The 26,629-nt window shown below is 30.1% G+C and carries 24 protein-coding genes; 17 read left to right on the forward strand and 7 right to left on the reverse strand.

From position 1 onward, the window contains the following. The first annotated feature begins 2 nt into the window (after window positions 1–2). The 5 genes from Q0828_RS12320 to Q0828_RS12340 all read left to right on the forward strand — a co-directional run bounded on the left by Q0828_RS12320 (window position 3) and on the right by Q0828_RS12340 (window position 6,300). A complete protein-coding gene (locus tag Q0828_RS12320; protein WP_298421070.1) occupies window positions 3–794 on the forward strand; it encodes an SDR family NAD(P)-dependent oxidoreductase in 792 nt (263 codons plus the stop codon). A 367-nt stretch (window positions 795–1,161) separates the two neighbouring features. Then, a complete protein-coding gene (locus Q0828_RS12325) occupies window positions 1,162–2,211 on the forward strand; it encodes a helix-turn-helix domain-containing protein (protein WP_298421073.1) in 1,050 nt (349 codons plus the stop codon). Window positions 2,212–2,311: 100 nt separating this feature from the next. Next, the gene (locus Q0828_RS12330; RefSeq protein ID WP_298421075.1) at window positions 2,312–2,746 is read left to right on the forward strand and encodes a nuclear transport factor 2 family protein; all 435 of its coding nucleotides are present in this window, start codon (window positions 2,312–2,314) and stop codon (window positions 2,744–2,746) included. Window positions 2,747–2,749: 3 nt separating this feature from the next. After that, the gene (locus Q0828_RS12335; protein WP_298421078.1) at window positions 2,750–4,909 is read left to right on the forward strand and encodes a DUF5916 domain-containing protein; all 2,160 of its coding nucleotides are present in this window, start codon (window positions 2,750–2,752) and stop codon (window positions 4,907–4,909) included. Window positions 4,910–5,412: 503 nt separating this feature from the next. Then, window positions 5,413–6,300 carry an EamA family transporter gene (locus Q0828_RS12340; RefSeq protein WP_298421081.1) on the forward strand — a complete coding sequence of 296 codons (888 nt, stop codon included), beginning with the start codon at window positions 5,413–5,415 and terminating at the stop codon, window positions 6,298–6,300. Here the strand turns inward: Q0828_RS12340 and Q0828_RS12345 are convergent. The 4 genes from Q0828_RS12345 to Q0828_RS12360 all read right to left on the reverse strand — a co-directional run bounded on the left by Q0828_RS12345 (window position 6,284) and on the right by Q0828_RS12360 (window position 9,303). Then, the gene (locus tag Q0828_RS12345) at window positions 6,284–6,814 is read right to left on the reverse strand and encodes a TetR/AcrR family transcriptional regulator (RefSeq protein WP_298421084.1); all 531 of its coding nucleotides are present in this window, start codon (window positions 6,812–6,814) and stop codon (window positions 6,284–6,286) included. The genes Q0828_RS12340 and Q0828_RS12345 overlap by 17 nt on opposite strands. Before the next feature lie 64 nt (window positions 6,815–6,878). Next, entirely contained in the window at window positions 6,879–7,850 is a 972-nt protein-coding gene (locus Q0828_RS12350) for an alpha/beta hydrolase (protein WP_298421087.1), read from the reverse strand. 6 nt (window positions 7,851–7,856) lie between these two features. Then, entirely contained in the window at window positions 7,857–8,270 is a 414-nt protein-coding gene (locus Q0828_RS12355; protein WP_298421090.1) for a nuclear transport factor 2 family protein, read from the reverse strand. Window positions 8,271–8,442: 172 nt separating this feature from the next. Then, complete coding sequence (locus tag Q0828_RS12360; RefSeq protein ID WP_298421092.1) at window positions 8,443–9,303, reverse strand: DUF5694 domain-containing protein; 861 nt, start codon at window positions 9,301–9,303, stop codon at window positions 8,443–8,445. A gap of 235 nt (window positions 9,304–9,538) precedes the next feature. Here Q0828_RS12360 and Q0828_RS12365 point away from each other — a divergent pair, with 235 nt between their 5' ends. The 4 genes from Q0828_RS12365 to Q0828_RS12380 all read left to right on the forward strand — a co-directional run bounded on the left by Q0828_RS12365 (window position 9,539) and on the right by Q0828_RS12380 (window position 12,273). After that, the gene (locus Q0828_RS12365) at window positions 9,539–10,117 is read left to right on the forward strand and encodes a TetR/AcrR family transcriptional regulator (RefSeq protein ID WP_298421095.1); all 579 of its coding nucleotides are present in this window, start codon (window positions 9,539–9,541) and stop codon (window positions 10,115–10,117) included. A gap of 145 nt (window positions 10,118–10,262) precedes the next feature. After that, the gene (locus tag Q0828_RS12370) at window positions 10,263–10,838 is read left to right on the forward strand and encodes a carboxymuconolactone decarboxylase family protein (RefSeq protein WP_298421098.1); all 576 of its coding nucleotides are present in this window, start codon (window positions 10,263–10,265) and stop codon (window positions 10,836–10,838) included. A gap of 76 nt (window positions 10,839–10,914) precedes the next feature. Continuing rightward, window positions 10,915–11,466, forward strand: coding sequence for a thioredoxin family protein (locus Q0828_RS12375; RefSeq protein WP_298421100.1), 552 nt, complete (start codon window positions 10,915–10,917; stop codon window positions 11,464–11,466). A 30-nt stretch (window positions 11,467–11,496) separates the two neighbouring features. After that, a complete protein-coding gene (locus Q0828_RS12380) occupies window positions 11,497–12,273 on the forward strand; it encodes a DUF6503 family protein (RefSeq protein ID WP_298421103.1) in 777 nt (258 codons plus the stop codon). A gap of 83 nt (window positions 12,274–12,356) precedes the next feature. Here Q0828_RS12380 and Q0828_RS12385 read toward each other — a convergent pair whose 3' ends face one another. After that, complete coding sequence (locus tag Q0828_RS12385; protein ID WP_298421106.1) at window positions 12,357–14,411, reverse strand: ATP-binding protein; 2,055 nt, start codon at window positions 14,409–14,411, stop codon at window positions 12,357–12,359. 300 nt (window positions 14,412–14,711) lie between these two features. Between Q0828_RS12385 and Q0828_RS12390 the strand changes: the two genes are divergently transcribed. From Q0828_RS12390 to Q0828_RS12415, 6 genes are all read left to right on the forward strand, one after another. Further along, a complete protein-coding gene (locus Q0828_RS12390; protein ID WP_298421110.1) occupies window positions 14,712–15,692 on the forward strand; it encodes an SPFH domain-containing protein in 981 nt (326 codons plus the stop codon). Between the two features lie 5 nt (window positions 15,693–15,697). Continuing rightward, window positions 15,698–16,624, forward strand: coding sequence for a sugar kinase (locus Q0828_RS12395; RefSeq protein WP_298421114.1), 927 nt, complete (start codon window positions 15,698–15,700; stop codon window positions 16,622–16,624). Window positions 16,625–16,732: 108 nt separating this feature from the next. Further along, window positions 16,733–17,434 carry a hypothetical protein gene (locus Q0828_RS12400; RefSeq protein ID WP_298421117.1) on the forward strand — a complete coding sequence of 234 codons (702 nt, stop codon included), beginning with the start codon at window positions 16,733–16,735 and terminating at the stop codon, window positions 17,432–17,434. A 20-nt stretch (window positions 17,435–17,454) separates the two neighbouring features. Beyond that, the gene (locus Q0828_RS12405; protein ID WP_298421120.1) at window positions 17,455–20,805 is read left to right on the forward strand and encodes a CHAT domain-containing protein; all 3,351 of its coding nucleotides are present in this window, start codon (window positions 17,455–17,457) and stop codon (window positions 20,803–20,805) included. Between the two features lie 173 nt (window positions 20,806–20,978). Continuing rightward, a complete protein-coding gene (locus Q0828_RS12410) occupies window positions 20,979–22,085 on the forward strand; it encodes a type 1 glutamine amidotransferase domain-containing protein (RefSeq protein ID WP_298421123.1) in 1,107 nt (368 codons plus the stop codon). Window positions 22,086–22,119: 34 nt separating this feature from the next. Then, window positions 22,120–23,175: a helix-turn-helix domain-containing protein gene (locus tag Q0828_RS12415; RefSeq protein ID WP_298421125.1), complete on the forward strand. Its 1,056-nt coding sequence runs from the start codon at window positions 22,120–22,122 to the stop codon at window positions 23,173–23,175. Between the two features lie 29 nt (window positions 23,176–23,204). Here the strand turns inward: Q0828_RS12415 and Q0828_RS12420 are convergent, their stop codons facing one another. After that, a complete protein-coding gene (locus tag Q0828_RS12420) occupies window positions 23,205–23,765 on the reverse strand; it encodes a DUF4494 domain-containing protein (protein WP_298421128.1) in 561 nt (186 codons plus the stop codon). Window positions 23,766–24,144: 379 nt separating this feature from the next. On the opposite strand from Q0828_RS12420, the gene Q0828_RS12425 reads away from it, so the two are divergent. Both Q0828_RS12425 and Q0828_RS12430 read left to right on the forward strand, forming a co-directional pair. Beyond that, complete coding sequence (locus tag Q0828_RS12425; RefSeq protein ID WP_298421131.1) at window positions 24,145–24,486, forward strand: hypothetical protein; 342 nt, start codon at window positions 24,145–24,147, stop codon at window positions 24,484–24,486. A gap of 66 nt (window positions 24,487–24,552) precedes the next feature. Further along, a complete protein-coding gene (locus tag Q0828_RS12430; protein WP_298421133.1) occupies window positions 24,553–25,893 on the forward strand; it encodes a DEAD/DEAH box helicase in 1,341 nt (446 codons plus the stop codon). A gap of 36 nt (window positions 25,894–25,929) precedes the next feature. On the opposite strand, the gene Q0828_RS12435 is transcribed toward Q0828_RS12430, so the two are convergent. After that, on the reverse strand, window positions 25,930–26,628 hold the full coding sequence (locus tag Q0828_RS12435) for a response regulator transcription factor (RefSeq protein ID WP_298421137.1): 699 nt from the start codon (window positions 26,626–26,628) through the stop codon (window positions 25,930–25,932). Window position 26,629 lies beyond the last annotated feature (1 nt).

The following is a 26,629-nucleotide window of genomic DNA, read 5'->3' on the forward strand; positions in this document are numbered from 1 at the left end:
ATATGAAAAAGACAATATTAATTACAGGAAGTACAGACGGAATAGGAAAATTAACAGCTATAAAACTAGCAAAAGAAGGTCATGAAGTCTTTATACATGGAAGAAATGCTGAAAAGTTAGAAACGGTAATTTCGGAAATAAAATCAATTTCTAATAATGAAGCTATCAAAGGTTTTACAGCAGATTTGTCGACTATTGCATCTGTGAAAAAATTGGCAGAAACTATTAAAAACGAAATTCCAAAAATTGATATACTTATCAATAATGCTGGTGTGTATAAAAGTAAATTAACAAACAATCAAAATGGTTTAGACTTACGATTTGTGGTGAACTATTTAGCACCTTATGTGTTAACAAATGAACTAATATCTATTGTAAATTCGAAAGTCATTAATCTAAGTTCAGCTGCGCAAGCGCCAGTTTCTTTAGATGCTTTGGTAGGAAAAAATGCAATTAGTGAACAAGTTGCATATGCACAAAGCAAACTTGCGTTGACTATGTGGAGTTTTTATCTAGCAAAAAAACAGTCAAAAGTGAATATAATTGCGGTAAATCCAGGATCACTTTTAAATACAAATATGGTAAAAGAAGCATTTGGAACACATTGGTCTTCGGTTGATAAAGGCGCAGATATATTGTGTGAATTGGCAACTGATGATAGACATGAAAATGCTACTGGAGTCTATTTTGATAATGACAAAGGAACCTACGGAAATGCACATAGCGATGCATATGATGAAGACAAAATAGAAAAATTAATTGAACAGACAGAACATATTTTGGCTAACTTATAATATGCGTGGAAAAAAGTATCTTTCAATGAACATTCATTCTATCCTGAATCGTTTGGAGGAATCCAAAAAGGACGAAGTGAACGATTTAAATTTGAAATAGATGCTACAACTCTTGTAATACGTTTTTGTCCATTCTTTGGTAAAAATAAAGATTGGAGTGTAGTTAATCTATAAAAAATATACAGACGAAAATATACGCTTAGATGGTGTTTATATAGCAGATACTATTTTCATAGAAGGTGAAGCAAAATATTTAAAAGATTATATGTTGATATTTTACAGAGGTAAATTATTATTTGATGACTACTAGAAGGTTGAAAACACTCAGAATATTTATATATTTGGATTTTATTAATTAGAAAACCTTATGAACAATCCATTACTATTTTTTGTATGCTCAATTGGCGTATTTAATGGATTCATTGCGAGTATTTACTTTTTATTTTTTAGCAAACAAAAACGTACACAAAATTTCCTTTTTGGATTGTTATTACTGTTTTTATGTGTGCGAATTGGAAAATCTGTCTACACAATTTTCACACCTAGAGAAGAACGCAACCTCTGGATTTTACAAATAGGATTATCTGCTTGTTTTTTAATTGGCGTTACATTATTTCATTACTTAAAAGCATCAGTTGAAAACACTAAAAAACTTCCAATCATATGGAAAATTCATATTTCAACATTGCTCATCAGTATGATTTTGGTCGGAATTATAAAACCATACATATACAACATTGAATTATGGTATGATTATGTAGTTCCTATCATTTATACAACTTGGGGAACATATTTAGCACTTTCAATCTACATATTGAAAGACATTATTAAAAAAATTTTTCAGAAAAATATTAGCTGCACAACCTCAGAAATTTGGCTATTAATATTAGTACTAGCAAATATTTTAATATTTACGGCGTATATCGTTGGTTATTTCTATTTGTATTTTGTTGGTACGATTACATTTTCAGTTGTATTTTATGGATTGTTAATCTTTCTATTATCAGAAAAAAATCGAAATACAATATTTCAAGATATTCCAGAAAAATATCAAGCAAAAAAGATTGATAAAACTGAAGAACAACAATTAATTATTGCGTTAAAAAAAGCAATGAAAACAAATGAATTTCATAAAAATACAAACGTTAAATTGAAAGATATTGCAACGGTTTTACATATATCTTCACATAAATTATCACAATTATTAAACGATAATCTTGGAAAAAACTTTGCATTATTCATCAATGAGTATAGAGTAGAAGAAGCCAAGAAATTACTACAAGAAAACAATCAATTCACTTTAGAGTCGATAGGTTTTGAAGCTGGTTTTAGTTCAAAATCAACTTTTTACGCAACATTTAAAAAACTAGTTGGTAAAACGCCTGCAGAATTCAAAAAGCAATATTTTGCTTCCTAATCTGTCCAATTTTATAATTTCGGACACTTCTATTATAATCAATCACTCCATTTTTTACCTGTTTTAAGAAGTTTGATCAAATCATTAAATCAAACACGATATGAAACAGTACATTTTTGTATTCATTACACTATTTACAATTCAAATTTCAAGCGCTCAATCAGAACATGCGCAAGTAGAAAAAACACTTCAAAATTATATAAATGGAAGCTCATATAATAAACTCGATTTATTAGAAAGTGCCTTCGTAGCAAATGCAACTTTATACCTTACAGGAAGAGATGGAGATTTTAAACGCTATACACCAAAAGAATATACAGGCTTTTTCAAAAAAGGTAAGAAAGGAGAATTCAATGGTCGTGAAGGAAAAGTAATAGCTATAGAAATCATAAAAGATATTGCTATGGCTAAAGTCGAAATTGCAGGCCCAAATCGTAGTTGGGTATATATAGACTTGTTTCTTCTGAAGAAAATGGACAACGAATGGAAAATCATAAGTAAAACAGCTACTAGAATTGATAATCCTAAGAAATAATTGATGAAATATATTTTAGCATTTCTTTGTTTGTGTAGCTTCATAAATAGTTTCTCACAAACAAATACCATTCAATATATTGATGCAAAAGTTACTATTGACGGACAGTTTAACGAAACTGTTTGGCAGAAAATTCCTGAACATACTGGGTTTTACAACTATTTGCCAACAGATATTGGTTTGGCAGAAAATCAAACCTCTGTGAAGCTTTTTCACAATGGAGAATATTTATATGTGCGCGCCATTTATAACGATTCAACTGCTGAAACACGTGTAAATACATTAAAAAGAGACGTTTCTATAGCTTTTAGTGATTCATTTATCATGATTTTAGATACGCAGAATCAAGCACAGAATGGATACTTCTTTGCTGTAAACTCACTTGGGAATCAGACAGATGGCTTGGTTGGGCGTGTTAATAATGGTTACAATCTAAGTTTTAGTTGGAATGCCGTTTGGGAATCAAAAGCTATATTAAACGGAAACAAAAAACAATATGAACTAGCTATTCCGTTAAAATCATTGAACTTTAATAAAGAAAATCCTGTTTTTGGAATTCAATTTTATGTGAGAGATATTAAAAATAATTCTTGGACAATTCTTAAAAATGTAAAACGTAATTATGCAAACTTAGATCTTCGATTTACGGAGAAATTTACAGTTGAAAACTTACCAGATATAGCAACATCACGCTTCACACTAACACCTTCTATTACTACAAATTATCAAGAAAACGTAGAAAATGAAACTGATGAAACTACATTTACGCCAAGTATAGATTTACAATATAATGTAACTTCATCTTTAAAGTTAGATGCAACGATTAATCCAGATTTTTCTCAAATTGATGTAGATCAACAAGTAACAAATTTGACGCGTTTTGCAATATTTTTTCCTGAACGTAGGAACTTCTTTCTAGAGAATGCTGATTTGTTTTCTAACTTAGGTGTAACTGGCGTGAATCCTTTTTATTCCAGAAGAATAGGAGCGGAGAGCAACATCCAGTTTGGATTAAAACTTTCAGGAAATATTGCTCCAAAAACACGAATAGGTGTGTTAAATGTACAAACAGACAAAGAAAACGAAGTTGCTTCACAGAATTTTAGTGTGTTAGTTGGCGAACAACAATTATCAAAAAATTTTACTACAACGGCGTATTTGATCAATAGACAAGAAACGGATCAATTTGAATTTATAGATGATTACAATCGTGTTACGGGATTAAATTTAAACTATAAGTCTGATAATAATAAATGGATTGGAATTGCCAATGTTGGTAAAAGTTTCAATGATGGAATTAACAGTAAAAACAACTTCTACAATGCTGAAATTTGGTACAATCAACGAGGTTTGGAGTGGAATGCTGGAATTAAAAAAGTAGAGAAAAACTATCTAACCGATGTTGGTTTTACACCACGATTGTTTAATTATGATGCGATTAATGATATTGTTGTTCGTGAAGGATATACACAGACAACTGCTGGTGTTGAATATCAAAAATTTTATGAGAAATCTAAAACATTGAACTCTATTCGATATTTAAATTATAGTAATGATACGTACTTTGATGAAGCTGGAAAATTCAGTCAGTCTTCTCACTTTTTGAATTCGGCTGTGTTTTTCAAAGATTTATCGGCAGTGTATTATGTAATCAAGTACGATGATGTTGATTTAAAATATGGTTTTGATCCGTTGGGGAATGGAAATTCGTTACAACCAGATCGATATCGTTTTGGAATTTTAAAAGTAGGTTACAATTCGGCTAATAATCAAAAATTTAGATATCGTGTAAATGCGCAAAAAGGAAGCTATTATCATGGAAAACGAACCACAGTTGGTGCATATGTAAACTATCAACTATTGCCATTTGCCAATTTAGAATTGACATACGACATGAATCATATCGATTTAAATGAATTAGGTAAAGAAACCTTTCATTTATCACGATTTACGAGTGAAATTTTCTTTTCAAACCGTTTAAATTGGACTACTTATGTGCAATATAATACACAACGAGACAACTTCAATATTAACAGTCGTTTGCAATGGGAATACAAACCTTTATCGTATATCTACTTTGTAGTTTCTGATAATTTTGCACAAAACTTAGCACGAAAAAATTGGGGAATTGCTTTCAAAATGAACAAACGTTTTGATTTTTAATAAGTTGATTTTCTTATACCAAGGAAGACACATTTCACATTGTAAAATGTGTCTTCAAATCGGTTGTGTCAGGAATTATTTTTTTATGAATTAAATTAAAAAAGCACGTCATTTTTAATAACGTGCTTTCTAATGAAAAATATTATAAAATCATTGTGATTTTGAAGAAGGTAATTTCTTGAAAATGAAGTATTCACAATAACCTTGATACTTATTAAAGAGATACGCTAAATTAAAAAAGGTTGCGTCAGGAATTATTTTTTTAAGTCTAAAACTAAAAGATATACGGCTTTTTTGGAAAGATTTGGATTACTTAAAATTCTGTAAATAAAATAGTTGAGACTTATTTTTGAGTCTTTCAAAAAAAATGAATTTTATGAAAAAATAAACTAAAAACGAATGCAGATTTCTAACATTTTTATGTGAAATTGATCCATAAGAAAACTAAAAATACTCGTTACAAATAAAAACAAGATTGTACATTTGCGACTTATTTATTGTACATGAAATCTACATCATCAAACGTACTTATTATACTAGCATTTATAGCTATTTATATCATTTGGGGAAGTACTTATTTATTGAATAAAATAGTAGTTACTGAGTTACCTGCATTTTATTTGGCTTCTTTTCGTTTTTTTTGTGCAAGTATTTTATTATTTGGAATTGCTATAGTTTCAGGAAAATCATTAAAAATCTCTAAAAAACAATTTTTAAACTCACTATTAGTAGGTTTCTTATTTATGGTGTATGGAAACGGTGTTTTTGTATGGGCATTAAAATTTGTTGATAGTGGATTTGCTGCATTATTAGCTTCTACACAGCCTTTATTTGTATTATTATTAATGCGCGTACTGCATGGTAAAAAAATTAAAATAAAATCTGTAATAGGAATTATTTTAGGAATTATAGGAATGTATTTATTGGTAAGTCAACAAAAATTAGTTGCTGGTGAAGGCGCTTTTATTGGAATTCTTATGATTTTCACTTGTATTATTGGTTGGAGTTTTGCTAGCGTGTACGTTTCAAAAGCAGATATTCCCAAAAACCATTTAGTAAGTACGGGATATCAAATGATTATTGCGTGTGTTTTATTAGTTATAGTGAGTTTATTATTAGGTGAAACTTGGGTTTCTCCAATTGAGTGGAGTTATAGCGTAAAATGGTCCATGTTTCTACTAATTACTCTCGGAAGTTTGGCTGCATTTACAGCGTTTAATTATTTATTAAAAAAGGTTTCTACAGAAAAAGTAGCCACATCTTCCTATGTAAACCCAGTAGTTGCCTTGTTTTTAGGTTGGTATGTTTTAGATGAAAGATTGAGTCTACAATCAATTATTGCAGCTGTTGTTTTGTTGATTGGAGTCTATTTTATCACTTCGAAGAAATAAGTCCTGCTACAATTGCTTTCAAACGTTTCCCGGGTTCTTGACTTCTGTATAATTGACTTTCTACAATAGCACTTTCAAACAAAGCATACACTGTATATGCGAGTGATTTATCTGTAATTTCACTTTCAAAAAAGGCAAGTAATTTATTTTTATGATGTTGTAATTTTTCAAAAATCAATTCCTTTTCTGGTGGTGTTTCTGAAGACATATTAATAAAACTGCATCCTCTAAAATTACTTTTGACATTGTCATCTATTAAAAAATCAAAAACAGCGAGTACTTTATCTTGTTTGTCAGAAATATAGGCTTGAAATCTTTCATTCCAAACCTTATGGCGTTCATCCAAATAAGCAATACAAAGTTCTTCTTTAGTCGCAAAGTGATAATATAAACTCGCTTTGGCGACCTTAGCTTCTTTGATAATTTGATTAATGCCAGTATTGCTATAGCCTTGTTTATGAAATAGGGCATGAGCAGTTTTAAGAATTCGGTCTTTCGTTTCGTTTTTATTCATATGATAACAAATAACATACACTTTCAAAGATCGTTTTTTGAAAGTGTATGTTACAAATATACTTTTATTGTTGTGTAATAGTGTTTAAATAATCTCTCATTTTGGCAATAATAGCTTCTCCATCTTCTTCTAATGCAAAATGCCCTGTGTCATAAATATTATAGTCTATATTTTTTAGATCCTTTTTATAAGCTTCTGCTCCAGGTTCAGGAAAAAACAAATCATTTTTTCCCCAAACAATCAACATTGGTGGTTGATGTTTGCGCATATACGCTTGCCATTTAGGATACAGTTTTACATTGTTTTGATAATCATAAAATAAATCTAAATTGATTTCGTGCGCACCTTTTCGAGATAATCGTAAATAATCTAAATTCCAAGTGTCAGGATTTACTTTTTCAGGATTTCGGGTTCCATGTGAATATTGCCACTGTAAACCTTCTTTAGAAAAAACATGCATTAAAGCATCTCTATTTTCTTTAGAATTATTTGCCCATAGTTGATCAATTTCCCCCCAAGATTTCCCTAATCCAGCTTCATAGGCATTTCCATTTTGATTGATGATAGAAGTTATTTTTTCAGGATGTGCTGTGGCAATTCTAAAACCAATTGGTGCGCCATAATCTTGAATCATAAGTGAATACTTATCTAAATGAAAACTTTGTACAAACTGATCAATTACTGAAGCAATATTATCAAAAGTATAGTTAAAATCTTCCTTTGAAGGGAAATCACTTTCTCCAAAACCGGGATAATCTGGTGCAATCATATGATATTGATCACTTAATTCAGTCAAAACCTTTCGATATTGATGTGATGAAGAAGGAAAACCATGTAATAAAATTAATGTTGGATTTTTAGGATTTCCAGCTTCTCTATACGCAATTTTAAGTCCGTTAATTACTTTAGACTTGAAAAGCGTAGGAGTTTTTGATGGAGTTTCAGTAGTTACTTTTTGTGAAACTATCGTTGTTTCTTGTTGTTGATTACAGCTTATAAAAATAATTAGTAATAAAAGTAAGATGGTTTTTTTCATAATAAGTTATTTTAACTTTCTTTCCGATTCATTAATTTCTAAATCATTGATACTTGCATATCTTTTTTGCATCAATCCATTTTCGTCAAACTCCCAATTTTCATTTCCATAGGCACGAAACCATTGTCCTGCATCATTTCTATATTCATATTCAAAACGTACCGCCATTCTATTTCCGCGAAAACCCCATAATTCTTTCTTTAATTTATAATCGAGTTCTGTAGCCCATTTGTTTTCTAAAAAAGCTTCAATTTCTTTTCTTCCATTTAAAAAAGAAGTTCTATTTCGCCATTCGCTATCCACTGTATATGCTTTAGCAATTTTTTCAGGATTTCGTGTATTCCAAGCATCTTCTGCAGCTTGTACTTTTTGCAATGCCGTTTCTAATGTAAATGGTGGTAAAGGATGTCTTTGTTCCATAATATATATTCAATTAATTAATATGTTTAGACAAGTCTGTCTATATTAAGACATGCTCCTTACATAATTATAGAAAAAATAATTAATAGAAACTGTTTTATAGCAATTTCTATGAATTAAATATATAAACAAAAAGAATATAAGAATTTGAAAATAAGTGATTTACATAATTTTATTTGTTAAGCCATTTTGTAGTTTCAATGACTTTAAAATGTGGATTACTATTAAATAAATGTTTTATAATTGGCACATGATCAGCACCAATAATTAAAAATATAGCATCTTCATTATAGCTTAGTTGGTTTACCATTTTGGTATAAATCATGATGTTTCTTCGATACCAATCTGCTGTAATTTGGGCACCAATTAAAGTATCATCGTCATCATAATTATAATAATCTTTGCTTCCAATAAGGACATCATTTGCTACATAACTCGCATGCGATGTACGCATTACGGCATCACTATTAATCCATTGTATATATTTTAGCAATGAACTATTATGCATTAAAGAATCTTCATTAACTTGATCGTCTTCACGAATTACAGTACCTTTTCCTGTAGCATTTACAAACTGCATTTGGTTATTCTCTTTCGCATAAGCAAGTGCTTTTCTGTAGTAATGTCCAAATTGTCCTGGATTGTCACATTGATACACTTTTGGATGTTTTAACGTTTTGGCAACTCTAAATCCAACCTGATACATTTCATTTTTTCCTTTTAAAACATCAGTTTGCACGTAATTTGTAAATAAACTATCATATTTGTTTTTAAATTCAAATTCTGGTTGTCGCTCTATAAAGACTTTATTAGGCTTTTGTAGTACAATTAAATCACAAAGATCTTGAATACTTTTTTGATGTTTATCATCTAAAACATTGTATGTACTATCCGTTTGCGTAAAGTGAAATGTTCCTAAAAGATAAACTTTAATTTTCTTTGTTCCTTCTTGTTGTTGTAAAGGTTTTTCAGAAGGCGTAGTACAACTGCTTAGTAAACCAAATAATAGCATAGTTCGTAAGATATTTTTCATCAGATAGAATTTCAATGGATTTATAGGTATCTAACTTAATCTATTTTAGTAGGTTAGGAGTGTTATTTATATGAACACACTATTTTTTGTGACTAAAGCAAACTTTTACTTGACAACTTCTTTCTTGCATATTGTTATTGGGAGTAAAACTACTGTTAGGATAATTTTAACTTTTATTATTTTGAAACGATCGGTCTATTATTATATATTTGCATTGTAAACGATCGGTCTAATAATGGCAAAACACGATATAAATAATATTTTAGATAAGGGAATTGAGCTATTTCGTCTTAACGGATATCATAATACAGGAATACGTGATATTTTAAAAGCTTGTAATATGCCTAAAGGTTCTTTCTATCATTCTTTTGAAAGTAAAGAAGATTTTGTCATCAAAGCAATTAGCCATTTTGAAGAAACTATAGGTAAAGATTTTGAACAGAATTTATCAGACACATCTTTATCATATTATGAAAGAATTAAAAAACATTTCAATATTCATATCAATTGGTATACAGAAAAAAACTTTAAAGTTGGTTGTCTACTAGGAAATTTAAGTAGTGAAGTTGCAGGAACCATTGATCCTGTATCTAACGCTATTTCTGCTGTATATGATAGATGGAGTAGTGGATTAGCAGCTTTTATTAAGAAAGGACAAGAAGCAGGAGAAATTATTGATACGATTGAAGCTTTAGATTTAGCAAACTTCTTGTTTGATAGTTTTAATGGTGCATTGGGAAGAATGAAAGTAGAACGTAGTAAAACACCTTTAAACCATTTTTTAAAGATCAATATGGCATTTATAAAAGTATAAAAAAAGATTGCAAGCTAAACTTTCTATTTTTTGGCTAAAAAATAAACGAACGGTCTGTTATTTTGTAATAATATATAAAACTGACCAATTATATATTAACATACAGAGGTCAAAACAGAAAAATAATAATTTAAAAAATAGTAAAATGACAATAGTAGAAAATTTAAAGTATGAAGTAAGAACAATTGAAAATGCTCCTGAAAACTCTAAATCAACTTTAGAAGCATCAAAGAAAGCCTATGGTTTTGTGCCAAATCTTTTAGGAACAATGGCAAATCATCCAGCTTTATTAAAGAACTATTGGGAAGGAAACGCAAATTTAGACGCTAATAGCACATTAAGTGCTAAAGAGCAGCAAGTTGCTTATTTGGCAGCTAGTTATGAAAATAATTGCCATTATTGTATGGCTGCGCATACTTCAATAGGACAGATGCATAAAATTGATCAAAGCATTTTAGATGCATTGCGTACAGGAACTGCAATTCCAAACGAAAGATTAGAAGCATTAAGTAACTATGTAAAAGCTACAACAATTAGTAGAGGACGTGTTTCGCAAGAAGATATAGATGCTTTTTTAGCCGCAGGTTTTACACAAGATAATGTACTAGAAGTAATTACAATTGTAAGTTTAAAAGTAATGACAAATTATATCAATTTTGTTGCTCAAACTAAAGTTGATAGTGCTTTTGAACCAAATGCTTGGGAAAAATTAATGGTATAACAACTTGTGATTTAGCATAGCTACCAATGAATATTCGGATTTGGTAGGTATTCTTATCAATCTAAAAAAACAAATTATGTCTTTAGTACAATCAAAAATGATGGATTTAGGAACGATAGCACCATCATTTACATTACCAGATACGATCACAGGAAATACAATAACACTTTCAGAACTTACATCAGATGTAGCTACTGTTATTGCTTTTATTTGTAATCATTGCCCATTTGTACATCATATTAATACTAAATTGGTTGAAGTAGCCAATCATTATCAGAGAAAAGGAATTCAGTTTATTGCAATTAGCAGCAATGATGCTGAATATTATCCGCAAGACGGACCAGAAATGATGAAAAGAGTAGCGAATGAACTAGGATACAATTTTCCTTATGTATATGATGAAAATCAAGAAGTTGCAAAAGCATATCAAGCAGAATGCACACCTGATTTTTTTGTGTTTGATAGCAAACTTTTATTAGCATACAGAGGACGTTTTGATGCTACAAGACCTCATATGGGAACTGCTACAGGTAAAGAATTGATTCAAGCATTAGAATCGTTAATTAAAGGAGAAAATGTTTCAGAAGTACAATATCCTAGTATTGGTTGTAGCATTAAATGGAAATAGAATAGTTAAGTAATTATAAAACAATATAAGATGAAAAAAATAGTATACACGTTGTTATTATTGGTGATTCCAACAATTACAACAGCACAAACAGCAAATGAAATAATATCAGAAGTGACAGAAACGCTTGGAGGAAAACAAAATTTTTATAATAAAGGAACAGTAAGTTATAATTATGAATATCGTGCTCCTAAAGGAGAAAATGCTATCACACTTGTTGGAAAAGAAACCTATATGTTTGATGGTGAGCGTTCATACGCAACATACAGTACACATAGCCTTACAGGCGCAAATGGAAAAGTGGTAGAAGGCTATGATGGAACGGATGCTTGGGTAACTTTTGATGGAAAATTATCAACAGATAAACAAGCGAATGGTGTTGCCCGTTTTTTAAGAAAGACAAATTACTATTGGTTTGCTATGTTCTTTAAATTATCTGATTCAGGTGTGAATCAAGAATTATTAAGTGATCAAATGGTAAACGGAAAAAATTATCATCGTATCAAAATTACATTTGGAAATAATGTTGGTGATGGACAAGATACATACATTCTATATGTAAATAAAAAAACAAAATTAATTGATCAATTTCTATTTACAGTGGTAAGTTTTGGAGTAACAGATCCTTATTTAATGACGTTTGAGTATGAAACTGTAGCTGGGATAAAAATACCTAGCAAACGTAGATATATTGAAGCTGATTGGAATGGAACTATAAAAGGCAAAGCATATTATATAACCAATTGGACAAACATACAATTTGGAGTTTCTGTAGATAAGTCAATGTTTGAGAAGCCTACGAAATAAAATTCAAGTTCATATTAGATACAAAGCGAGCTTCGGTTCGCTTTTTTGTTTTATTGTATTAAAAAATAGGAGAGAAGTATAGACTACTCAATTTTCCAAGAGAATTTTATAGTGGTACCAATTCCCTTTTCTGATTCAACACTAATAACACCATTATTTTCTGCAACTATTTTCTTTACAATAGAAAGACCAATTCCAGTGCTTTCAACTTCATTATTGACATTTAATTGACTAAACATTTCGAAGATTTTTGTGTGATATTTGGCTTCAATTCCAGGACCATTATCACTCACAAAAAATGCATATTCATTTGGAAGTTTTGAAAAAGAAATCGTAATGATGGCGCTATCTTTATCATTATGTTTAATAGCATTACTTATAAGATTCTGAAAAACATGTTTCAATTCAACCTTACTTGCAAAAATTTCAAAATCGACATCAGGAAGATGAATTGTATGTCTGTTTTCATCGTTCACGATACTGGTGACTTCATTCAGTAAATCATTTAAACTAAATAACTCTTTACTCTTCTTCTCTTTGGTAATTTTTGAATATTCTAAAAGATCATTTATCAATGCATACATTTTAGAAACTCTATCTTTTAACAATTGAAAACGATGTTTAACATCTTCATCTATAGTCTCTTCTATATCTTCTTCAATAAAGGAAGCAAGTGTGTTTATAGCAATTAAGGGCGCTTTTAAATCGTGTGAAACAATATGGTTAAAACTATCAAGTTCAGCATTTGATTTCTCTAAATTTCGTAGATTTTCTTTCAATTCAATATTCACATTTGATAGCTCTTTTGATTGTAAAGAGATTTCTTTTTTCTGAGTTAAAGCAAATTCTTTTGCTTTTTCAAGTTCGTGAAACGAATTAGAAAATCGCATCATTAATAGCATTGAAAGTAATAAAAAGGTAATAATATAACCGAAGTTTACATATACAATTGCATTAGTATTTTCTCCTAAAAACAAAAATATATGTGTTGTAAATACAAAAGAACCTAATAGCATACTTACAAGCAATAAGATTGATTTTTGACGCTCACCAATAATAATTGCACTAACAATCACATAAAATACATATATTAAATTGATAATCATTAAGCTGAAAAATGGCATTAATAATTTAGTAAAATATGGTCTCGGTAGAAATATAGCTAGCAATGCAAGTATATAAAACCCGTATTTGAGCATCTTTGCATATATTTTATGTGTATGGTCGGAAAAAATAGCGTTAAAGAATAAACTCGCCGAGAGTCCCGCTAAAAATAAGGCTATATATTCAATCTTTGTTAAGAATATCCAACTAGCAGATTCAAAAATTTCTGCAAAAGGCGCATATCGATCACTCATTGCCATATATGCCAAAGAAATACACATAATAGCAAAATAGAGTACAGCTTTATCTTTATTCCAATAAAACAAAAAGAAGAGTAAAAAGAAGATTCCTATAAAGCTTAAACTTCCTATAAAAATCATGTCAGCAATCACTCGTTTCGTTTTTATGCTCAACAAATGATGACTAGGCGATACAATTAAAGATTCCGTAATTCCACCTTTATGATGATAGAAATTGGCAACTTGAATCACAATTTCGAATTCCGTTTCATAAGTGTTTAAAGGAATAATTTGAGAAAAACGTCTGTGTAAAGTTTCTTCTTTTGAAGAACTAACATGACCTATTTCTGAAATCATCTTTCCATTAATCCAAGTTTTTGAAGCTGCATAACTCGATGGTATATAAAGTGATACATGTGGTCTATCTTTTGGAATAGAAATTAATAAACGATACGTAGCACAGCCGAAAGAAGGTAATTTTTCAGTATCAGAAAGATCAAAATTTCTCCAATTATCAAGTGTTACTTTTTCAAAAGGTTTGTTTTCAAAATTACCGGGTTCTACAAGTTGATTCCAATAAAATAACCATGCTGAATCTAGTAGTATTTCTGTATGTTCATTAAAGACAGTGTCTTGAAAATTAGTTATATACGATTCTTTTTTAATTTGTTGAGCGAAAGCAAATGAAGAGTAAATGGATAAAAATAGAATAGCAAAAAAACATATGAATTCCCTGAGTTGTTTAGATAACAACGGTATATCAATTAGAGAATTTTTTGCTTTTACTACAATCATATATATAAATATCCAAAATAAGTAATATAAATGACTTATGGAAATAACTGTTTTTATCTTCAATTCTTTTATTGTGAATATTTCTTTACTATTAATTGATAACAAAATTTCATTTGAGTTTGAATATTTTTTGAAAAATATAATATACTGATTATGAGCTTGTAAATAATAATGCGTAAAAATAACGCTAAATAAATTTGTTTGTCATTATATTCTATTTTAAATTTGTGTCATAATTACACAAAACATTAATTTAAATTCAATCGCATGTTAGGAATAAATTATATAAAATTTGATTCAATGAATTATGTTATCCATTATAAAAACGGAAGAATCAAGAAAGAGGGAAGAGGATTATCGTTTTTTTATTTCTCCCCAAATTCATCTATTGTTTCTATTCCTGTACAGAGTAATGATTTTCAATTTGTATTTAAAGAAACAACAAAAGATTATCAAGAAATTACTTTGCAAGGACAGATTACTTATAAGATAAATAATCCAACGCAAATAGCTGAAATATTAGATTTTACAGTAGATAAGAAGAAACAGTATCTTAAAAATGATTATGAAAAAATTCCGCAACGAATCATTAATGAAGCACAAACAGCAAGTGCAGCTATTATTCAAAGATTACATTTAAAAGAAGCTTTACGACAATTAGAAGGTATTGAAAAAGAAATATTCACAACTGTTCAAAAATCTAAAGCAGTAGCAATGTTAGGATTAGAAGTATTAAGTGTTAATATACTTGGTGTGACTCCTACACCAGAAATGGCGCGTGCTTTAGAAGCACAAACGAGAGAATCTCTACAAAAAGAAGCAGATCAAGCTGTTTATGAGCGTAGAAATTTTGCGGTTGAGCAAGAAAGAATGATTAAGGAAAGTGAGCTAAATACTGAAATAGCAGTTGAGGAGAAGCAAAAGCAAATTGTAGAGAAAAAGATGGAAACGGATCTTGTTAAGCAAGAAAACGAACAAAAATTGAAAGAAATGGAAATGGTTTCGAGTATTTCATTAGAAGAGCAAAAGAAAACATTGATCGATATTCAAGTAACAAATGAAAAGAAGGAAGCTGATGTAAAGGAATATACACTAAATGCAAGTTTGAATCCGTACAAAGAGTTAGACTGGAAAATATTAATGGCAATTGGTAATAATGGTAACAATCCTAGTAATAATATTGCATTAGCTTTTAGAGAATTAGCTGAAAATGCTGATAAGATAGGAAATTTAAACATCTCTCCCGAATTGTTAGACTCTATTGTTAGAAGTAAATCATAAAAGAGATGGATTTTGAAAGAATATTAATTATTAGAGACAAAACAAGGCTTGAACAATTAATAGAACGCTTTAATTCAAAAGCTCAAGCTCGGTTTTATATTGAAAATTCTGGTGGCGACTTTGCTTTTTTTGAACAAGAACACGATACGTTCTACGAATCTCTTTCAATAATTAAAGCGGCTACTATTAATAAATTCAAACACAAAATAATACATCGTTCATTTTTACCAACATATATTTTTACGGAAAACGAGTTAATACTTGTTATTGGTCAAGATGGATTGGTTGCAAATACGGCTAAATACGTTAATGGATTGCCAATTATTGGAATAAACCCAGATGTAGAACGTTATGACGGAATCCTTTTAAAACACTCTCCTAATGACTTAAAAAGCATGCTAAAAAAAATTAGCAAAGGAAATTATCAAACTAAACAGGTTACTATGGCAAAAGCAACTTTAAATGACGGACAAACATTATTAGCTTTTAATGATTTTTATATTGGTGCAGATTCGCATGTATCTTCAAGATATCAAATTGAATTCAATGGAAAAAAAGAACAACAATCTTCAAGTGGAATCATAATTTCAACAGGAGCTGGTTCTACAGGTTGGTTAAGTTCTGTTTTTAATATGACAAAAAATATAGGTGAATTTCATTATCAAAATACCACTAATTGTAGCTCTACTTTTGCATGGAATGATGATCAATTAGTTTTTGTTGTAAGAGAACCGTTTTTGAGTAAAATGTCGCAAACTAATATTGGTTATGGAATCATCACAAAAACATGCTCATTAAAAATAGAATCTAATATGCCTACAAAAGGAATTATTTTTAGTGATGGTATTGAGACTGATTTTTTAAATTTTAACTCAGGAAGTACCGTAGAAATAAATATTGCTGATGAAAAAGCAACTTTAATCATAGGATAGTGTATCAAATAGAAAGTAAATTCATAAACAATTGTCATTTTTTCAATCAAAATTGAAAGGAAATTTTTAAATTTAACAATATGTAATTTGTTAACTACTGCTTGAATTATGATTGAAATTAAATTTGAAGAGTCAAAAAAACGAACTTTTAAACTTTATAAAAAAGAACGCGACTCACGAGGAAAATCGTTTGATAATATTATAGATTCTAGTAGTGTAGATCTAAGTGAAGTAATCTCACAACAAATTACGGCTATTGATGGAGATAATGATCCTGAAATGGTTCATTTTTTAGACAATCAAGATCCAGAATATCGTTTCAATATCATCCGAATTGGATGTACTTTCCGTACCAAAAAAGACGAACACTTCAGCAAAGCTTGGATTTCAGTTCCTATGCATTTTAAAGAAAATCCTACTGAAAAACCCTTAGTTTGGTCTTTGACACCCGAAAATGTAGCGGAAGATGTGAAAGCGAAGGATAGTATAAAAATTAGCTCTGAGCTAAAATTTTTAAAAGGCGAAGTTAGTCATGAAGAATCAACTACAAGCAAAGATTTTTTTATAACAAGTTTTAGAGAAGGGAAAGGATCGCCAATGTGGGAATTTGAAAAAACAAATAATATATCTATTAATGGATCTTATGCTTGTTACATCATTATCAGAACAAAAAAGAGTGATCATATCAAAGGGAAAGTTGAAATAAAAACAGTTTTAAAAGAAAAGACATATATCATTTTTAACAAAGAAAAAGAAATGGAAGCTATTCCGTTTTTAGAATTCGAAATTAAACCAATTGTAACGAATTGATCCAACTATAAACTCATTAAATGTCGCCGCAAATAGAGAAATTTTATGACCATTTGTTTCATGTATATGAAGAACTATTACTTTTAAAAAAAGAGAATTGGAAAACATATCTTTATGAAAACCCTATCATATTCTCAAAAAGAAATAGTTATGCTGTTTACCAAAGTATTGAGGCTGGATATTTTAAGTTAATTCCTCGATTAAAACATCTTAGTTCTGAAGAAATATTAGCTCCAATGCAAAGTATTATCTCAATGTCTAAACATTTTGCAAAATTTCCTATGGATTATCCTTTTGGCACAGGACCTGTAGAGCAAATTTGGAAACAGTTTGAAGCTAAAGAAATATCATTAGCATATGCAGAAAAATTGATTACAAATGATTCATTATACATAAGTACAGAAAACTATATTTATTGTCTCTGTAACTATTGTGAATCGCTTGCACATGAAGGAAATTGGCGAAAAGCAATTTCATTATTCAAAATACTAAAAACCGGCATAGAACACAGAAATTACTACCCATGGCATGATATAGACAAAGAACAGATTGTATTAACTTGGCTAGATCTAGTTTCATGTGCTACCAATGAAATTCCTGACGCTCGCTATTTTAATGATGCTGTCGAAACAGCAAAAGAGTTTATTGGTAAAACAGACGATAGATATTCATTGTATGATAAAGAAGAACTGTTTCATAGATTAGCTGTCATACATTTTGATCCTTATTTTGCAGGTAAAAGCCTTATTGATTATGAAAGTGCCTTTCGTGCATGGCAACTAAAATTGACATATGAATTTGGAAATGAAATTCAACATTGGAATGAAAAAGATCAATATATGCCATCGCCCAAAGAAACCATTCCCAAAGCAATAGAATATGGACTAAAAGCTATAAAAGTTCGTAAAGGAATTCCAAGAGCACGAAGTTTAAAAGTAGTCGTAGATGCCATGTTTTCAGCAAAACTCTTGCAATATCCTATTGACACTTCGAACCTTTTACCATTTGCAGAAGAAGCACAAAGTATATTCAAAGAATTTCCAGACGAACGCCAAGGTTACGAAGCACTTACAAGTATTATTGATTATGTAAAAAAAGCAAAAATATCTTCTTTGCAAGACACATACTTCGAAGAATTGGAAGCACTGCTGACAACTGATTTGAAAGAGTTGTACACAAGTAAAAGTATTAAGGAGCTCAGAATAAATATCACTAAAATAGGAGTAAGTTTACAAAGTATTGAACCAGAGAAATGTTTGAATCTTTTACTACGGCATGAATCATTGATTTATGAAGAAACCAATGGTAATCAGGTAAAAATATATTTCAATTTGATGATGTCTTGCTTGTTCAATCAATATATCCCTGAATTTTTCAAAATAAAAACAGATTTTTATGAAGAACTTCAACATGCGCTCCAAAAAAGTATTTCTGCTGAAAATTGGACTATAAATGAAATTACTGCAGCTCATTTAAAAATTTGTGTACTGTGTGCCGAATCAAATCAAGAAGAAAAAGGACTTGAACATCTCAAATACATTTTACATGCAAATAAACCATTTGTTGAAAAATATCGTTCTGTCTATACACATATAGAAACGATACTTTATGTAGGTAAAGCTGTTAATTATTTTGATAAAAATAGTTTTACCGAAAGTATTGAAAACTATATAATAGCATTAAAAATATTGTTGAAAGCGAAACGTACCGAAGAAGCTAAAGATTTATTATTTCGGATTCAACATATTGTTATGGAAAAAAGCGGTTATGATATTGGATATGTAGCTGTAGCCATAGGAACTCAATTATCAAATTTACAAATACGAATTGGTGTTGAAACTATACAAATAGCAAATACTATTTTTAAAAGATTACTAAGTAAATTTATACATATAGGTGATTATGATACACGGCTTTTAGGACTGTTGTTACAAGTATATAAAGGTTACTTATTTAATAATATTATGGAGGCGCCAATTAGTGTTCATTGGTCACAAAACAAAGAACTAGTAGTACTAGATACAAAAATAAAAAACTTACAAAAAAAGCGTACGTTAGAACTTGAAAAACAAGGTGTTCCTTACGAAAAAAAGATTCTAGATGATGAAATGATTATTGGATCGGTATATGGAAAATCGATTTCATTAAAAGGAGAATCAACAAAAGATAAAATTTTAAACTTACAGCAAGTTTTTGATGCTAAGTTTCAACGTTTTCTAGTCAAACAGCATTTGAATGAAAACGCGTTTTTACACAAACACTTTAGTGAAATACAATCAAAAATACCTAAAAATACAGTTGTTATTGATTATTCGTTTGGACAAAATCATATAGGAGGCGCTCAGGTTTACATAACGATAATCACAAGTGCTAATCTGCATTTTACAGTTTCTAATATGGCTGACGTGCCTTCTGGTTATATTTCAATGACTTCTGAAGGTAAAAAAGTTACTTACAATTTGTTGACTTATTTCGTAGGTAAAATTCGTAAGCACATCGTTGAAGAGCCTGGATTTAAAAATATAAGTACGGAAGCTACTGATTTATTAGTAATTGAACATAAAATATACTTTGGTGGACCAGTTTTAGAAATTCTAAATAAACTACGAAAAAAAGGAATCGATCATCTTTGTATAGTACCGTGTGATACTTTATTTTTCTATCCTTTTCATCTTTTGGGAGAAGAAGATGAACCTATTGCAAAACACTGGAAAATATCATACATACCAAATATTCAGTATCTCACAAAAGACATCACTAAAACAACTTCAAATCCTGAAATAAGCATATTTGCTGTCAAAGATACGGAAGCTGCTCCTGCATATTTACATCCACTCGTACATGTAGAAGCCGAAGCAAAAGCCATTGGAGATATCTTTGGAGTTGAACCAATTATAGGAGAGTATGCAACTGAAGAAGCTTTTTATAAAGCTATGTCAGAGTCAACATATGTGCATTTAGCATCACATGGAGAACACAATGTATACGCACCATGTTATCATGCAATATATCTTCAACCTTCAGCAAAAACTAACGGAATTGTAAATGCTTATGAAATTTATGGGAACGATTTTAGTAATGTAGAACTCCTAACTCTAAGTGCTTGTGAAACAGCTTTAGGACGCGTCGATTTGGCAAGTAATTTATATGGTTTACCAGCTGCATTCTTTCATGCAGGAGTAAAAACGATTGTTGGTACCTTGTGGGAAGTAGAAACAACCGCTGCTGCTTTTTTCTTTACAACTTTTTATCAAAATTTAAAAGACTCTCAAAATAAATTAGATGCTTTTTATACAGCTCAAAAAATAACCAGAATTTCCTTTCCAGAATATAGAGATTGGGGCGCATTTTATTATATGGGAGATTTTTAAAGGTATAGAAATAGCTGAAAGGAATTTATGTGAAATTTATAAGTAAGATTTAGGATATTTTTAAACATATAGTGTAGAGTAAATAAATTTTACACTGACGAAATTATCATTTCCTCAGCTTTTATGGGCTTTTTCCAAGTATTTCGTATAGAATTTAAAAAAGGAAAAAAGTTATGCTTAAAAAATATCCAATACTAAAATGGACATTAATTTCATTCGTTAGTCTCTTAACGTTACTTGTAATATTTGGCGTTTGGTTTATCAATCTATTGCCTTTAGATGAAATGAAACAAGATTTATCCACAACTATGGTTAATGATATTTCTTATTTATCACAAAATGTGATCTCAAAAAGAGGAAAAATTTTAGCTGTAGTAACAAGTAAAGACACCATGGGAATTAGTGGAAAACCGACAGGTTATGAATTAACGGAACTATCACGCGCGTATTATGTATTTGAAGCAAATGGATTTGAAGTTGATATAGCAAGTCCATTAGGAGGAAAGCCACCAGTTGTTATTGATGGCGATGACATGGGAATATATGATTATGCTTTTCTAAATGACTCCATTGCACAATATAAAACGAGTCATACGATTGCCATAACTGATGTTGTTGCTGAAGAATATCAGGCGGTATTTTTTGTTGGAGGTAAAGGAGCCATGTTTGATTTCCCAGATAATAAAAAAATTCAGACAATAGTACGTGATTATTATCAAGCAGGAAAAACAATAGGAGCCGTTTGTCATGGTCCTGCTGCATTGGTGAATGTAACACTAGATAATGGTCAGCATCTATTAGAAAATAAAAAGATAAGTAGTTTTACAAACGAAGAAGAATTACTTCTAATTTCAGATGCAAAAAATATATTTCCATTTCTTTTACAGGATAAATTAACTTCGCAAGGCGCCAAGTTTAATAAAGGTGCTATGTACTTAGAAACTGTTAGTCAGGATGACAATATAATAACAGGTCAAAATCCTTGGTCTACTTGGAAATTAGCAGAAACAATGGTAAAACAATTAGGATATCAACCTAAATATAGAGAAATAACAGGAGAAGAAAATGCTGGAAAAGTATTGTTGACTTATGAAAAAGATGGAGCTGAAAAAGCAAAAGAATTAATCCAAAAACTCATGATTCAAGACAAACAACCACTTGATAGAACTTTGATAGCTTCTCACTGTGCTATAGCTGTCATGAAAGGAGAAATAGGACGTTTCTTTGGATTAATAGGATTGACTTCACACGCAAAAAGTACAGCAGAACAATTAAAATAGATACTTTTAACCTAAATTTGAAAAAAATAATCTATTGAGTTTTTCACAAATTCTTCTTATCATTATTAGTAGTGCAGGACTTTTGCATGGAGTTTTATTTGCTTGTTATTTATTCTTTTTTAAAAAGAAAAAGACACAAACGAATGTATTATTAGGATTAATTCTGATTTTCATGGCATTCAGAATAGGTAAATCTGTAATGATGAATTTCGGAGAAGGATTAGAACCTATATTTATTTTTGCAGGATTAGCAATCTTATTATTAATTGGACCATTTTTTAGATGGTATGTTTTAGGAATGACGCGTCCAAATTTCAAAATTTCTAGAAGCCATTTAGTTGAACTGATTCCCTTTAGTTTGGTTTTTGGACTTAGTTTGTTTATTACCAAAGATTTGTATGAAAACAATAAAATAATCATCATACTATTCGGAAGTGTTTTGATGTTTATTTACTTGCATTTTGCATGTTACATTACTATCGCGTGGAAAACACTAAAAAAAGTACACAAACAATTTAAAAAAGACACGCAAACAAAATCACAAAAAGCAATATTAACTTGGCTTAACTTGTTGATTTTTGGATTTATTATAATTTGGATTTCATATTTTCTAAACATAATAGAAGATCAGATTCCGTATATAATTGGCCCCATAATGTATTCTTTGATTATCTATTATCTAAGCTATAAAGCATTTTTGCTTAAAACGACAGAAATTGATGGAGAAGCTTTTAAAGCAAATGATAGTTCAGTAGTATTTAAAAGGATCGTTGTGTTAGTCAAAGACGAAAAATTATATCTTGAGTCTGATGTATCGCTTTCAAAAATAAGTATGGCGATAAAACAAAGTCCGCAGAAAACATCTTCAGTAATCAATCAATATGCACAACGAAATTTTAATGATTTCATTAATTATTATCGAATTCAAGATGCAAAAGAATTGCTGTCAAATACGGAAAATGAAAAGTTTACTATTTCTTCAATAGCTTTTGACACTGGGTTTAACAGTTTGTCATCATTTAACAGCGCTTTTAAAAAATTTGAAAACACAACGCCATCAGCATATAGAAAAAAAAGGATTGATATTTAATCAATCCTTTTTAAAATAAGTTGTAATAATTATTCAGTTTCTACAGTCAAACTATCAACAAATGCTAAATCTTCATCAATATCATTCGTTACTGGTACAGAATCTTTCAATTCCATGAATTTTTCCAGTTTTTTAGTTTCACTTTCTTCACCAGAAAAATATGGAAATACATCCATAATTGGAGACTCTGAAACTGCTGGAATCGTATATTCTGCCATCGTATCTTTCATGGCTGTTACCGTATTTTCATACGCTTCTTTTACATCATTTCCTTGTATCAATAAATACTGATTCGATTTACGTTCTTTACCGCTTTCTTCATCAAAAGAAATCATACTTACTTTACATCTAAACCATCTATCTGAATTCTCAAACGGATGTATTTCTGCGTAATTAGCTACTTTAATATTCGTAATTTTAATTTCTTCACCTTCTCTTAAATAAGCAGCCATTTCTTCTGTAATTCTACTTTCTGCCTCTGTATAAGAGATTGCATCTACTAAAAAAGGTTCTGTTTTTAGTTTTTGTTCGCCAGTTACTTCATCAAGTTTTCTATACTTTATCTTGCATTCATACCAAGTTGCGCTCATATCTTTTTATTTTAAGGACGCCAAATATAGGATTTCCTTTTTGTTGAAAAAGTGATACGCATGAATAGATATTCACAATTTTAAGATGGGTTTTGTAGTGGTTTTAGAATTAGGGAGTTATGGTGTTTTTATAAACTCTTTTTTATATTTTTTGTTGGAATGTGGTTTTCCATAAAATCCTTTTCTAGTGAATATGTAGTTTCGTTTTCGAATTGAAAGTTCTTTGAAAACTTATATTGAAAGAAAATAAAAAGCCGAGCAAATGAACTATAATACCATTTGTTAAATAAAACAGCTTGACGATAATATTGCAGAATACTTATCTTTTCAAACTGATCAAAATGATGGTGAAGGAAGTCCTGAATTAATTGATATAGCAATGATTATATCACGACCTTGTGATATTGCTCAAAATAAATATGGTAGAAACTTAAAATTACTAGGTGGTTTATTAATTCTTAACCCTATCAGAAAAAAAAATAAATTAAAAGGAAAAAATGCAATGCCTTTATCTCTAAAGATATTTGACCATCTATATTTAGATGAAGAAAGAAATGATTGTACATTAATCTTTGATTTTAGATATGCATTCTCACTGCCTCCAAATGTATTTCATGAACGTTTTAATAAGATGAAAATTTTTAATAAGGAATTACTATCCGAGATTCAAGTCGAATATAGTTCTTATTCTAATAGACTAGGAATAACTCAAATAATTTAAAATATACAATCCCATCACCACCAAAACCTCAAAAACACTACCTATCTTTGCCGAAAATTATTTTAGATGGCAAAAGAGTTTTCAGAGTTAGGAATTCAAGAGGAATTACAGCAGAGTCTAGCGGGCTTAAAAATTTCGGTTCCCACAGATATTCAAGAAAAAGTAATTCCGGTAGTGCTACAGCAAAAAGAAGATGTGGTTGCCTTAGCTAAAACTGGAACAGGGAAAACTGCGGCTTTTGGTTTGCCATTAATACAACTCATTGATACTGAAAATACAGGAATTCAAGCTGTGATACTTACACCAACACGTGAATTGGGACAGCAGATATTCAATAATTTGGAAGCTTTCGCAAAACACAGTCCTACAACTTCTATTGCTTCTATATGTGGAGGCGTTCCTATAAAACCTCAAATAGAACGTTTAAAACAACCAACACACATCATTGTAGCTACGCCTGGACGTTTGGCAGATTTAGTGAAACGACAAGCCATCAACATCAAAAACATCGCGTATTTCATCTTAGATGAAGCGGACGAAATGGTAAGCGCACTAAAAGATGGATTGGATAGCATTATAAAGGAAATTCCTAAATCGAGAAGAACCTTACTATTTACGGCAACAATGCCCGGAACCATCAAACAATTGGTTCAAAATTACATGTCCAAACATGTCGTGCATATTGAAGAAGACATGTCAACGGTTGGACATCAAGGAATAGATCATCAATATGTAGTGGTAGAACCGATAGAAAAACTAGAAGTCTTACTTCATTTTTTAAATACCAAAGAAGGCAAACGCGGAATTATTTTCTGTAAAACCAAAGCTGCGGTAAACAAACTAGCAAAAAAACTAGCAATCAATAAATTCTCTTCTGGTGCCATTCATGGAAGTTTGACACAAGGAATTCGTGATCGTATCATGGGACAATTTAGAGAAGGATTTATAGATATCTTAGTTGCAACCGATTTGGCTGCACGTGGTATTGATGTAAAAGATGTTTCCTATGTTGTCAATTATCATTTACCAGATACCTACGATGCCTATGTACATAGAAGTGGACGAACGGCTAGAGCAGGAGCAAAAGGACTTTCCTTATCAGTTATACAAAAGGAAGAAGTAGAAGAAATTCCTGAATTTGAAGATGAATTAGGAATTACTTTCAAAGAATTCAAAAAAGCAGATGCACAAAGCATTGAAGAAAACAATGGATTATTATGGGCTAAAAAAATATTCAAAACAAAGCCGAATCGTGATGTTTCAGAAGATTTTAAAGCTAAAATAAAAACAATATTTCATCATCTGACAAAAGAAGAGTTGGTCGATAAAATACTAGCGAACTATTTAGCACAAACTGCCACTACCAATATAAATACTGATACTCCAAAAAAGAAGAAAAAGAAGTAGTCAAACTCATGCTATTCAACTAAGAGAGAAATGTAGTTAAAACCATTTCGCTTTAAGACCTTTGTATTTAGTTCGCCCGATAGGAATGCGTTTCCCGTTTTTTAGTTCTGCAATATATTTGCTGCCAGATTGTACAATAATTTCTTTTACTTCTGACATTTTTACTAAGTATGATTTATGAAAACGTTCAAACGTATGTGATAATAATTGCTCTAATTTTTCAAGTGATTTATCGTGTAATTCTTTATGTCCGTTAGCTAGAAAAAGCTCAGTATATGTTCCAGCTCCTTTGATATAAAGTATGTTTTCAATAGATATTAGTTGTACTTTCTGTCTTTTTTTAACAGCTAAAAATTTAACTGTATTTGCTGCTATTTTTTCTTTTGTAACTGTTCGATATAAGGCTTGTGCCAATCGATCTCTATTAAATGGTTTCGGGACAAAATCTAAAACGCCATATTCAAAAGCAATGATTGCCTGATCTTTATAAGCAGAAATAACAATCGTATGAAACGATTTAGAAACAGCCGTCGTTAACAGGTCGAAACCATTATTACCATTAAGATTTAAATCTAACAATACAAGATCTAATGTATTATTTTCAATAAATTTTAACGCTTCATGAAGTGTATTAATATACTTTAAAGATTGCAATCTGTCTCCAAAAATTTCACGCGTCATGCGTTCGATTCTTTTGGCAATTCTAGCCTCATCTTCAACAATTAAAATATTCATC

It is taken from the genome of uncultured Kordia sp. (assembly GCF_947496985.1).
Taxonomy (GTDB): Bacteria; Bacteroidota; Bacteroidia; order Flavobacteriales; family Flavobacteriaceae; genus Kordia.